Below are 12552 nucleotides of genomic sequence, written 5' to 3' on the forward strand. Positions count from 1 at the left end.
GCGGGGCACTGGCATTTTCCCGTGCCAGTCCAGCCTCTCGTCGCCGCAGGATGGCCTAAGAATACTCAGCTTGCTTATTACTTTCCGCCTTCCTAGGCTGGAAACCGTCAGGCAAAGGACTCTCGAAGCGGCACCGCCGCGCGCGTATCGCCCAAGGCGGCGTCCGCCCCCAGCGAGGAGGAAAGAATGTCAGAACACAGCATCGCAGGCAAGAAGGTCGCATTCCTGTTGACGGACGGCGTCGAACAGGTTGAACTCACCAGCCCCTGGCAGGCAGTCAAGGACGCCGGCGGGCAACCCCTCCTGGTGGCCCCCAAGAGCGGAAAGCTGCAGGGTTACAAAGGGACCGAAAAAGGTGACACATTCGACGTCGACCTAACAGTCGCCGAGGCGAACGCCTCCGACTTTGACGCCCTGGTCCTTCCCGGTGGCGTAGTTAACGCGGACCACCTCCGCGTGGACAAGGACGCCCAAAGCTTCACCCGAAGCTTCTTCGAACAGCACAAGCCCGTTGCTTCCATCTGCCACGGACCTTGGCTGCTCATTGAAGCCGGAGTGGTGCGCGGGCGGAACCTCACGTCCTACCACACCCTCCAGACGGATCTAAAAAACGCAGGCGCCAACTGGACGGACGAGGAAGTGGTGGTGGACCAGGGCCTGGTCACCAGCCGCAACCCGGATGACCTCCCGGCCTTCAACGGCAAACTGGTGGAGGAAATCTCGGAGGGCCAGCACGCCGGCCAGACCGCCTGATCTCCGCAGCGGCGGCAAGGCTGGCCTCAAAGGCCGGGCCTTGCCGGCCTTCTCAATCCCCAGTGTTCCCTCAGGGTTAAAGAAAAATTCCGCGAGGAGGAATTACTCCAAGCGGTAGAGTGTTGGAGTCTGCAGCGACGCTTATCGCGCACCACTTCCACAACTCCCTGAGGGAACACGCATGTCTACCGAAGTTTCTCCGAACGCCAGCGGCCAGTCCGTCAAAGCTGCAGGAACCAAGCCCGCCGCACCGGAGAAGATGTCCCGCGAATCGGTGACCATCATCAGCACACTGTTGGTGGCAACGTTTGTGGTGATCCTCAACGAGACCATCATGAACGTCGCCCTGCAGCGGCTCATGGTGGAACTGCAGGTGGACGCGCCCACCGTCCAGTGGCTCTCCACTGGCTTTATGCTCACCATGGCCGTGGTTATCCCCACCACCGGATTCATCCTGCAGAGCCTGTCCACCAGGGCTGTGTTCATGCTGGCCATGGGCCTATTCGCCGGCGGTACCGCCCTCGCGGCAGTAGCTCCCGGCTTTGAGCTGCTCCTGCTGGCCCGTATCGTCCAGGCTGGCGGGACGGCCATCATGCTGCCGCTGCTGATGACCACCATCCTGACCCTGGTTCCGCTGGCCAAGCGCGGCGCCGTAATGGGCAACGTCAGCATCGCAATCTCGGTGGCCCCGGCCATGGGCCCCACGGTTTCGGGACTGATCCTTGAACACTTCACCTGGCGCTTTATGTTCGTGTTCGTCCTCCCAGTGGCCCTGGCCGCCCTTGCCATTGGTGCGAAGTACCTGACCAACATCGGTGAGGTGGAGAAGACGAAGCTGGACGCACTTTCCGTTGTCCTCACCGTCCCGGCATTCGGCGGACTGGTCTATGGCCTGAGCCAGATCGGCGGCGGCCACGGCGGCCAGGCCGGCCCGGGCGCCGTCGCGATCACCGCTCTGGTTATCGGTATCGTCGGCCTCACGGCATTTGTCCTTCGCCAGGTGCGCCTGCAGAAGGCCGAAGCCCCCCTGCTGGACCTGCGCGCCTTCAAATTCCGTATGTTCACCGTTTCGGTCCTGCTGATGGTGGTGGCAATGATGGCGCTGTTCGGCGGCGTCATCCTGTTGCCTTTGTACCTCCAGGAGATTCGCGGCCTTGGTTCCCTGGAGACCGGCCTGGCGCTCCTCCCCGGCGGCCTGGCGATGGGCCTGTTGGGACCGGTCATCGGCCGGCTGTTCGACAAGGTAGGGCCGCTGCCGCTCACCATCACCGGCTCCATCCTCATGGTGCTGGCCCTCTGGCAGTTCTCAATGCTCGACGCCGGCACCTCCGTGGCATGGATCGTCACCCTTCACGTGGGGCTGAGTTTCGGTTTGGCATTGCTCTTCACCCCGGCGTTCACCACCGGACTGAACCCGCTTCCGCCGCACCTCTACTCGCACGGGTCCGCCATCATGAGCACCACCCAGCAGGTGGCCGGCGCCGCGGGCACCGCCCTGCTGGTGTCCATCTTCGCGGTCGTTTCCGCGACGTCGGGCCTTGTTGCAGGGATGAGCGCCGCCTTCCTGACGGCGACCGTCATAGCCCTCGCCGCCGTCGTGCTTTCAGCGATGATGCGCAAGACCGAAGGTGCCGGCCCGGGGCACGCTCCCGGCCACTGACCCAACCAGGTAGCGCCAAGCGTCGTTTTGACCGCCCAAAACGACACTTGGCGCTACTTACTTGGGTCAGCCGGCGTAGAAGTCGGCAAGTTCCTTGATCAGCCGGTCCGGGGCTTTGATGACACCGTCGTGGCCGTGGCCGGGCAGGATGGTGTAGCTGGAGCCTGAGAGGACGTCGTGGATCTGGCCGCAGGCCACCCCGAAGTAGGCCGGGCTCTTCTCGCCCACCACGATCAGCGTCTCCAGCGGCAGTTCCAGGAACGGCTCTGCCGGCATGTCCGCGGCGATGATCGCCTTGATTTCCCGGACGCCGGTCCTCATCATCTCGCGCTGTTGTTTACCCTCAGATGTCCCGGCGGTCAGCTTGTTGGCCAGCGTCAGCATGGAGAGCGGCATGCGGGAGGAGAAGGCGCCGCCGGCTTCAAGGCCGCGCTGCAGGACAGCAAGGGCGCGGTCGTCATCCCCGGCAGCGGCGGCGCGCTCGTACTCGGCGGTCCAGTCGGCCTTGACGCTGTGGTTCACGGAGACGGCGGGGTCATAGACAGCGAGCCGTTCCACCGGGAGTGTGCGGGCGGCGTGAAGGGCAACGGCGCCGCCGAAGCTGTGGCCGAACACGTCCGTGCTGGACGTGTGCTTCATGACCGTCGCCAGGTCGCGGATGTCCACATCAAGGGTGTAGTCCTCGGGCTGGGGCGATGAGGAACCCCGGCCCCGGCGGTTGAAGGTGTGGACCGGACGGCCCAGCGCTGCACTGAGCTTCTGCGCGAACCTCGTGTAGTCCGCAGCGGTCACCATTGAGGGCGGGACAATAACAACGCCCGAACCGGCGGAAGCAAGCTCCCCACCCGTGGAGAAGAGCTCCAGAGTGCCGCCGTCGGGGGTCCTGATGTTCTCACGCGTCATGTTCCGAGCCTAGCCGAGCAACCTGAACACAGGCACCATGGACACCGTCACCCGCCTGAGGTGCACAAGGGCTGTCAGCCGAGGCTTTTGATGAGCGCGGCGCTTTGTTCGCGAATGGCGGCCAGCTCCCGGCCAAGCCCGCAGAGGATAAGACCGGCATCAGCCGCCTGCAGCGGCGAGCCGGATGTCGCCATTCCGTCAGCGCGAAGGTTAATCAGGGATTCGACCAGGCGGAAGGCGAGATCGCCGGAATCGCCTCCTGGAGCGACTGCCGGGTCACCGGGGGACAACGCCGCTCCCAGCTCCCGGTACAGGTTGCGCAGCTCCTGCCGGTCCGTGAGGAAACGCGCGAAGCGCGCGCTGCGGGCCTCGGGCAGGTGGTAGAGGACTCCGAGGTTCCAGCGGGCGCTGCACAGTTGCGTTCCGTCGTAGAGCGCGACGGCGTGGAGCCGGCTTCCGGCCGGCCCTTCAGTTGGCAGCTCCGCCACCGCACGCGCAAACTTCAGCCCGCCCAGCACGGTGCCCTCCAGCAGGTCTTCGAGGATGTCGTCCTTGGTCTTGAAGTGGTGATAGAGCGACGACTGCCTGATCCCCACGGCATCGGCAATGGAGCGGGTGGACGTGTTGGCGAACCCCTGGGTGGTGAAAAGCTCGGCCGCCGCGTCCAGGATTTCGTCACGGGCGGTGGCCCCGGGCCTGGAGGGCTGTTGGCTGCGGGGTCTCCCCGGTCCGGCTGAAGTCACCGCATCATTCTTGCACCCGCATCCGGGCCTTTCGGCGCTCCGGCTGGAGGTGAGGGGACGGAAATACAGCGGAAACAAGATGTCTATGTGCCTTTTACAGAGGCGAAACTCGTTGGGGACATCACGCTGGAAAACTATCAAGTGACCGGTATTCCGCAGCCATCGGCCGAGTGCTGCACTACCGGAAGGCTCCACCCCAACGCCGTTCCAGCCCCCGGAGAATCCGATGACCTCAACCGTTCTTCCCACCGTCCATGCGGACGATGCGGACCTGACGTCCCTTGGCTACGAGCCCACGCTTCACCGGAAACTCGGCCGCTACGCTTCCTTCGCCGCCGGCTTTTCCTTCGTGTCCATCCTGACCACCATCTTCCAGCTGTTCGCCTTTGGCTACTCGTTCGCCGGGCCGGCCTTCTTCTGGACCTGGCCGGTGGTGCTAGTGGGCCAGCTTCTTGTGGCCCTGAACTTCGCGGAACTCGCCGCCCGCTACCCGCTGTCGGGAGCCGTGTACCAGTGGGCACGCCGTGTGGGTGGCGAGGGCGTGGGCTGGTTCGCCGGCTGGTTCATGGCCATCGCCCAAGTAGTTACCGCGGCCGCCGCTGCGATCGCCCTGCAGGTGGTGCTCCCCCAGCTTTGGGACGGGTTCCAGATAGTGGGCGGTGATCCGGCGCTGAATACCGTGACCGGCGCTGCCAACGCTGTCATCCTGGGAGCAGTGCTCCTCGTGGCCACCACCATTATCAACTCCCTCGGCGTCAAGCTCATGGCCCACGTCAACTCCGTCGGCGTCACCTGCGAAATCGTCGGCGTCGTGGCCGTCATCCTTGCACTCATCAGCGCCGCGCAGCGCGGGCCCGACGTTGTTGCGGACACCACCGTGCTCCAGGGCTCGGACCTCGGGGCGGTAGGAGCCTTCCTGGTATCCGGACTGATGGCCGCCTACGTCATGGTGGGCTTCAACTCCGCCGGCGAGCTTTCCGAGGAGACCAAGGACCCCCGCCGTACCGCGCCGCGCACCATCCTTTCGGCCCTGCTCATCTCCGGAATCGGCGGAGCACTGATGATCATCACCGCCCTGATGGCCGCACCAAGCCTTGACGACGGCCGGCTCGCCACTGAAGGCCTGCCCTACGTCCTCACCGCAGTCCTGGGCACCTTCTGGGGCAAGGTCCTTCTGGTGGACGTGGCCATCGCCATCTTTGTGTGCACCCTTGCCATCCAGACAGCCGGTTCGCGGTTGGTGTTCTCCATGGCACGCGACGGGAAACTCCCGGCCTCGGCGCTGCTGTCCTCTGTCCATCCCACCCGCGGGACACCCATGTGGCCCTCGATCGTCATCGGCGCCCTGGCCGTCGGCGTGCTGGCCATCAACGTAGGCAACGCCGCCCTGTTCACCACCCTCTGCAGCGTCTGCATCGTTATGGTCTACATCGCCTACCTCCTGGTCACCGTGCCGCAGCTGCTCAACCGGCTCCGGGGCGACTGGAACCGGGTAGGGCAGACCCTGCCGGCAGGACTCTTCTCGCTGGGACGCTGGGGCCTGCCCGTCAACATCCTCGCCGTCCTCTACGGAGCGCTGATGGTGGTCAACCTCGCCTGGCCCCGGCCCGAGGTGTACGACCCGACTGGTGAAAACGGCATCCTCCTCTACTCAGCACCGCTCATGGTGGCGGTGGTCCTGCTCCTTGGACTCTGGGTCCGGCGCAGGAACCTGGCCGCCAACGCCTAAGCCACCCAAAACTTCACCAGCTTTCCGACTAACGCAACCACGCGGACCAATAGGACTGACATGACACAAGTAACCGAAAGCCCAGCAGCCGGTACGGCCACCACCGCTGGCGCCCGTGCCCACGCCAGGGAGCAGCACGGCAGGACAACTGACACCATGCGCTTCGTTCCGGCTGATTCCGCCCCGGCACGGCTGACGGCGGGCCTTCCTGAAGGCGCCATCGCCGAGCTTTCCTGGGCGGAATCCCTGGCCTTCGGCCGCTACACCACCATGGCCCTGGCCCGCGGCACCAGGATCAGGCTCACGGATACCCAGGGGGATGCCTGCGTGCATGCCCTGCTCTACCGCGCCGGAGCCCTGCACGAACGGCTCAACATCGCTGACACCGTCAAGGTCCCTTGGCAGGCCTACCCTGGTGCAGGCCACCCGCTCCTTTCCGACGCCGGCCGGCTGATTGCCACGATCGTCGCTGACAGCTCGACCCGGCACGACGCCCTGACCGGGGCCACCACACTTGAAGGCAACACGGCAAGGTACGGTGCAGGAACCGCCCACAGCGCATCTCCGGCCGCCCGGGAACTGCTCACGCTTGGCGCCCTTAAGAGTGGCCTGGGTCCCCGCGACGTGGCACCGTCGCTGTCCCTGTTCAAGGGAGCCAGCGTTGACCCTTCCGGCAGTATCACCTTCACCGGAAGTGCCGGCACGGGCGCGGCCGTCGAACTTCTGCTCCAGATGGATGCGGTCCTGGTCCTTGCCAATACAGCGCACCCGCTGGACCCGCGCACAGACTTCACCGGAACCGCCGTCGACATCGTTGCCTGGCACGCGCCGCAAGACCTCGCAGCGCTGCGAGAGGGCACCCTCACCGGGCCCCTGGCACCCGAACACCTGCAGGCACTGCACAACACCGAACACGACCTGACCGCAAGGAACGCCCGATGAACACCGCCACTTACACCGATCCCATCGCGGACGCCCGCCACCTTGCCCTCACACCGGGCGAAGTGGTCCTTGACGAATTCGTCGAAGCCCGCGGCCCCTGGTCCGCAGTGATCCCTGCCGGAGACGTGCTGACCATCGTGGACCTGGAAGGCAACCAGGCCGTGGACTGCCTGCTGTACGCCGCGGTTGACACCACCGTCCGTTACTCCGCCGCCGTCACCATCGCCCGGCAGCAGTCCATCGTCCTGACCACCGGTTCGGTCCTGCGGGCGGAAACGGGAGTTCCCCTGATGACCGTAGTGGCAGACGAGGTGGGCGTCCACGACACCATCGGCGGGGCCTGCTCCCAGGAATCAAACACCCTCCGCTACGGGCAGCACACCCGCGAACAGCACGCCTGCGTGGAGAACTTCCTGATCGAGGGCTCACGCTGGGGACTCGGGAAGCGGGACCTGGTGTCCAACATCAACTGGTTCATGAATGTTCCGGTGGACCCGGACGGCGCCCTGGGCATTGTCGACGGACTCTCCGCACCCGGAAAGCGCGTGGCACTGCGGGCAGAAGTGGACACCCTCGTGCTGGTGTCCAACTGTCCCCAGATCAACAACCCGTGCAACGGCTTCAACCCCACCCCTGTCCGCATGATCGTCACCCGGCCGGAGGCAGCCCTGTGAGCACTTTCGACACCCTCCTGATTGCCAACCGCGGCGAAATCGCCTGCCGCATCATCGAATCCGCCCGCAAGCTGGGACTCCGGACGGTGGCCGTGTTCTCCGAAGCGGACCGCGGTGCCAAGCACGTCCGGCTGGCGGACGAAGCAGTGCTCCTCGGGCCCGCGCCGGCGAAGGAATCCTACCTCCGCGTGGATGCGCTGCTGGAAGCGGCCAGGTCCACCGGTGCCGGAGCCATCCACCCCGGCTACGGCTTCCTGTCCGAGGACGCCGCCTTCGCAGAGGCAGTCGAGGCCGCGGGCCTGGTCTTTGTGGGACCCACCGCCGAACAGCTCCGCATTTTCGGCACCAAACACACCGCCAGGGATGCTGCGCGGGCGGCAGGAGTGCCGATGATCGCCGGGTCCGGGCTGCTGGCGGACGTGGACGGCGCCGTCGCGGCAGCCGCCGCAATTGGCTTCCCGCTGATGCTCAAAGCCACCGGCGGTGGCGGCGGAATCGGCATGACGGTCTGCCGCACGGAGGCCGAACTTGTGGAAAGCTTCCCGCGCGTGGCCCGCCTGGCGGGCGCCAGCTTCGGCACCGCCGGAGTGTTCGCTGAGCGGTACGTCGAAAACGCCCGGCACGTCGAGGTCCAGGTTTTCGGCGACGGCGAAGGCCGGGTGGTCAGCCTCGGTGATCGGGACTGCTCCCTCCAGCGCCGCCATCAGAAGGTCCTTGAGGAAGCGCCCGCACCGGACCTCACCGAGGAGCTGCGCGAGGAACTTCACCGCAGCTCCCGTGCCCTCTGCGCGTCCCTCAACTACCGCTCCGCCGGAACCGTGGAATTCGTCTACGATTCCGTCCGCCGCGAGGCCTCCTTCCTCGAAGTCAACGCCCGGCTCCAGGTAGAGCACCCTGTCACCGAGGCCGTCACCGGCGTGGACCTGGTGGAATGGATGCTCCGCCTGGCCCAGGGCGGCACCGAGGCCGCAACGGTCCTCGCGGAAGTACCGGACAGCCTGCCGGTTTCGGGCCACGCCGTGGAAGCACGCGTCTACGCCGAGGACCCCGCCCGCGGCTTCCAGCCCAGCGCCGGCACCGTCACCAACGCCGTCTATCCCGCGTTCGGGGACGTCCGCGTGGACGCCTGGGCCGAGACCGGCACCGAGGTTTCCACCAACTACGATCCGCTCCTGGGCAAAATCATCACCGCCGGGGCAGACCGCTCCGAAGCCCTTGACCGGCTCGCCACCGCGCTCGCCGGCACCCGCATCGACGGGATCGAGACCAACCTCGGCCTGCTCCGCGCCGCAACGGGACTGGACGTGGTCCGTGCCGTACAACACTCCACGAGCACTTTGGATAACGTGGGGGACCCGGAGCCACGCATTACCGTGGGCCGCCCCGGCCTGCAGACAACCGTGCAGGACTGGCCGGGCCGGACAGGGCTGTGGCAGATCGGCGTACCGCCCAGCGGGCCCATGGACGACCTGTCCTTCCGGCTCGGCAACACCGCCCTCGGGAACGCGGAGGGTGCTCCCGGCCTGGAATTCACCATGACCGGCCCCAGCCTGACCTTTACGCACCGCACCACTGTCTGCGTCACCGGCACTGAGGTAACAGTGACAGTTGACGGGACGGAGGTGACCACCTGGGCACCTGTCACGGTCCCCGCGGGTGGAACGCTCGACGTCGGGACCGCCGGCGGCAACGGGCTTCGCGGCTACATCCTGTTCCAGGGCGGCCTGGACATCCCGCAGTACCTGGGCAGCGCCTCAACCTTCACCCTCGGGCAGTTCGGCGGCCATGCCGGGCGCGTCCTTCGCGCAGGCGACGTGCTCCGCGCAGTTGCCCCGGCCGTCTCCGGAGCCGCAAATAGTGAAGAAGCGCCGGTGGCAGCCGTACCGCTGGACAGCAGGCCTGCACTGACTTCAGCCTGGGAACTGACCGTCGCGGAAGGGCCGCACGGCGCACCGGAGTTCTTCCAGCGTGAGGACATCGAAGAGCTCTACGCCTCCGAGTACGAGGTCCACTTCAACTCCGCCCGCACCGGTGTCCGGCTTATCGGCCCCAAACCGCGCTGGGCCCGGACCGACGGCGGCGAAGCCGGCCTGCACCCGTCCAACATCCACGACACCGCATATTCGGTGGGAGCCCTGGACTTCACCGGGGACACACCCATCCTGCTCGGTCCCGACGGGCCCAGCCTGGGCGGGTTCGTCTGCCCGGTCACGGTAGTCACCGCGGACCGCTGGAAGCTCGGCCAGCTTCGGCCCGGCGACAAAGTCCGGTTCGTACCCATTCCGGTGCGCCAGGCGCCGTCGGCCAAGGATCTGGGACCTGGCCGGCAGTTGGTGCTGCCGGGCGGCGCAGGCTGGTCCCCGGACATCTCCCGGCTCACGGCAGCAGGCGCCCACGCATCGGCACCTGCCAGCCGCACGGCGCGGGGGGATGGCGACGACGGCGTGCTGGGCCGCGTGCCGGAAAGTTCCGGCAGGCCCGCGGTCACCTACCGCCGGTCCGGGGACGACAACCTGCTGGTCGAGTACGGGGAGATGGTCCTGGACCTTGGGCTCCGGGCCAGGGTCCACGCGCTGCACCAGCACCTTGAGCAGCTCCGCGTGCCGGGAATAGTGGACCTCACCCCCGGGATCCGCTCCCTGCAGATCAAGGTGGATCCGTCCGTCCTGTCCACCAAGCGCCTGCTGGACCTCGTCCAGGAAGTTGAGGCCGCGCTGCCGGCGAGCTCGGAGCTGGTGGTTCCCAGCCGCTCCGTCCGGCTGCCGCTCTCCTGGGACGATCCCGCCACCCGTGAAGCGATCGAACGCTACATGGCAGGTGTCCGCGACGACGCCCCCTGGTGCCCGTGGAACATCGAATTCATCCGGCGGATCAACGGCCTGGACTCCGTCAACGAGGTGTTTGACACCGTCTTCAATGCCGAATACCTGGTCCTGGGGCTGGGCGACGTCTACCTTGGCGCCCCGGTGGCAACCCCACTGGATCCACGCCACCGTCTGGTTACCACCAAATACAACCCGGCCCGCACCTGGACACCGGAGAACGCGGTGGGCATCGGCGGAGCGTACATGTGCATCTACGGCATGGAAGGGCCCGGTGGCTACCAGTTCGTGGGCCGCACCACGCAGGTCTGGTCGCGGTACGCGGACTCCGCCCCGTTTGAGCCGGGCTCGCCGTGGCTGCTCCGCTTCTTCGACCGCATCTCCTGGTACCCGGTCAGCCCCGAGGAACTCCTGGACCTGCGGGCGGACATGGCCGCAGGCAGGGGCCGCGGCGTGGAAATTGAGGACGGCACATTCTCGCTGGCTGACCACGAGGTGTTTTTGGAGGAAAACCGGGAGTCCATCACGGCGTTCCGGGAGAAGCAGGGCGCGGCGTTCGCGGTGGAACGGCAGGCCTGGGCCGACGCCGGGGAGTTTGACCGCGCGGACGCGCTTGCCGCCGTCGTGTCATCGGATGCAGACGAAGTAGTCGTTCCCGAGGGCGGATCCCTTGTCTCCGCACCGTTTGCTGCCAGCGTCTGGAAAGTTGACGTGGCGGTAGGGGACCGGGTGGTGCGGGGGCAGCCGTTGGTGTCTTTGGAGGCCATGAAGATGGAAACCGTGCTCGAAGCGCCGTGCGACGGCGTGGTCCTGCAGGTCCTGCCGACTGCGGGCTCGCAGGTGGTTGCGGGTGAGGCGGTGGTGATCCTTGGCGGGCTGGGTGCCGAAACCGAGCCTGTAACTCCGGGCGCAGTCCCGGGAGCCCCGACGCTGGAAGCACCAGAACTGGAAGCGGCAGCAGTATGAGCAACGGAACCATCGGCGCTGCCACCAGGCGGGTCCAGGCCGCCCTCACCGCATTGAACGCAGTGGATCGCCCCGAGATCTGGATCGCCCTCCGTAGTGCGGACGAACTGCTGGCCGAAGCTGCCGCCATTGACACGGCCGCTGCCGGTGGGGCGGACCTGCCGCTCGCCGGGCTCCTGCTCGCCGTCAAGAACAACGTTGACGTAGCAGGGATCCCGACGACGGCGGCGTGCCCCGGCTTCGCTTACCAGCCGGACAAGGATGCGGAAGCAGTGGCCCGCCTCCGTGCCGCCGGTGCCCTCGTCCTGGGGGCCACCAACCTCGACCAGTTTGCGACAGGCCTTGTAGGCACGCGAAGCCCGCATGGTGCAGTCTGCGACTCCCGCCGTCCGGACTTTATCTCCGGCGGCTCCAGCTCCGGCTCGGCCGTCGCCGTGGCTTTGGGGCTGGCGGATATCGCCATCGGAACGGACACTGCAGGATCAGGCCGCGTGCCCGCGGGGCTGCAGGGAATCGTGGGCATCAAACCGACGCTGCATGTCGTCTCCATGGCCGGGGTGGTGCCGGCCTGCCGGTCCTGGGACGCCGTCACCATCTTCGCCCGCCAGCTGTCCACCGCCGAGCTCGCCATGGGCGTCATGGCGGGAGGAGCCCGGGCCTGGCCGGCGGACATCCGGCTGGCCGCGCCGGAAAAACCGCGGATAGCGTATCCGGCAACCCTGCCGGGACTGCCGGAGGCCTGGGCGGCGGAATTCCACCGGAACATCAACCGGCTGCGGGATGCGGGAGTGGACACGGAAGCCATCGAATTTGATGCCTTCCTTGAGGCCGCCCGGCTGCTGTACGACGGTGCGCTGGTGGCGGAGCGCTATGCCGCCGTCGGCGGTTTCCTTGAAACAGCCGGCGCCGATGCGGACGCTCAGGCGGGCATCGATCCCACAGTGGAACGCATCATCCGGGCTGCGGGCATGGTGCCCGCCCACCGCTACGTCAACGACACCGCGAAGCTGGAAGAACTGAAGCGAAAGGCGATGGCACGGCTGGACGGGTTCGACGCCCTGCTGATCCCCACCGCGCCCTTCCATCCCACCCTCGCCGAGGTAGCCGCTGATCCTGTGGGCGTGAACTCGTTGATGGGCACGTACACGAACTTCTGCAACCTGTTCGACCTGTGCGCGGTGGCTGTGCCTGCCGGTGAAGTGGACGGTGCCCAGTTCGGCGTGACCGTGGTGGGCAGGACCTTCGAAGATGCTGTTGCCGCCCACATCGCGCGCCTGCTGGAGGCAACCCCGGACGTTCCCGCACTCTTCGCCCAGGGGGCGGCGCCGGCAGCCGCGCAGTCTGCCGGCCGTGCGCCGTC

9 protein-coding genes are annotated in these 12552 nt (G+C 66.8%); 7 read left to right on the forward strand and 2 right to left on the reverse strand.

What is annotated here, in order from left to right:
* Nucleotides 1-186: 186 nt before the first annotated feature.
* Both AC5RV1_RS13535 and AC5RV1_RS13540 read left to right on the forward strand, forming a co-directional pair.
* Nucleotides 187-753, forward strand: coding sequence for a type 1 glutamine amidotransferase domain-containing protein (locus AC5RV1_RS13535; RefSeq protein WP_493945991.1), 567 nt, complete (start codon nucleotides 187-189; stop codon nucleotides 751-753).
* 181 nt (nucleotides 754-934) lie between these two features.
* Nucleotides 935-2413: a DHA2 family efflux MFS transporter permease subunit gene (locus tag AC5RV1_RS13540; RefSeq protein ID WP_493994908.1), complete on the forward strand. Its 1479-nt coding sequence runs from the start codon at nucleotides 935-937 to the stop codon at nucleotides 2411-2413.
* A gap of 66 nt (nucleotides 2414-2479) precedes the next feature.
* Here AC5RV1_RS13540 and AC5RV1_RS13545 read toward each other — a convergent pair whose 3' ends face one another.
* Both AC5RV1_RS13545 and AC5RV1_RS13550 read right to left on the reverse strand, forming a co-directional pair.
* Entirely contained in the window at nucleotides 2480-3316 is an 837-nt protein-coding gene (locus AC5RV1_RS13545; protein WP_493945993.1) for an alpha/beta fold hydrolase, read from the reverse strand.
* 74 nt (nucleotides 3317-3390) lie between these two features.
* Nucleotides 3391-4059, reverse strand: coding sequence for a TetR/AcrR family transcriptional regulator (locus tag AC5RV1_RS13550; protein WP_493945994.1), 669 nt, complete (start codon nucleotides 4057-4059; stop codon nucleotides 3391-3393).
* A 226-nt stretch (nucleotides 4060-4285) separates the two neighbouring features.
* On the opposite strand from AC5RV1_RS13550, the gene AC5RV1_RS13555 reads away from it, so the two are divergent.
* From AC5RV1_RS13555 to AC5RV1_RS13575, 5 genes are all read left to right on the forward strand, one after another.
* Nucleotides 4286-5788, forward strand: a complete 1503-nt coding sequence (locus tag AC5RV1_RS13555; RefSeq protein ID WP_493994909.1) for an amino acid permease — start codon at nucleotides 4286-4288, stop codon at nucleotides 5786-5788.
* A 60-nt stretch (nucleotides 5789-5848) separates the two neighbouring features.
* A complete protein-coding gene (locus tag AC5RV1_RS13560) occupies nucleotides 5849-6730 on the forward strand; it encodes an urea amidolyase associated protein UAAP1 (protein WP_493994910.1) in 882 nt (293 codons plus the stop codon).
* A complete protein-coding gene (locus tag AC5RV1_RS13565) occupies nucleotides 6727-7404 on the forward strand; it encodes an urea amidolyase associated protein UAAP2 (protein ID WP_493994911.1) in 678 nt (225 codons plus the stop codon). The genes AC5RV1_RS13560 and AC5RV1_RS13565 overlap by 4 nt, the downstream gene beginning before the upstream one ends.
* Nucleotides 7401-11192, forward strand: a complete 3792-nt coding sequence (uca, locus tag AC5RV1_RS13570; RefSeq protein ID WP_493994912.1) for an urea carboxylase — start codon at nucleotides 7401-7403, stop codon at nucleotides 11190-11192. Before AC5RV1_RS13565 ends, uca begins: the two co-directional genes overlap by 4 nt.
* The coding region (locus AC5RV1_RS13575; protein WP_493994913.1) for an allophanate hydrolase at nucleotides 11189-12552 on the forward strand (1364 nt) is incomplete at its 3' end. The genes uca and AC5RV1_RS13575, both read left to right, overlap by 4 nt.

This window comes from Arthrobacter sp. Hb9-2 (assembly GCF_059091165.1).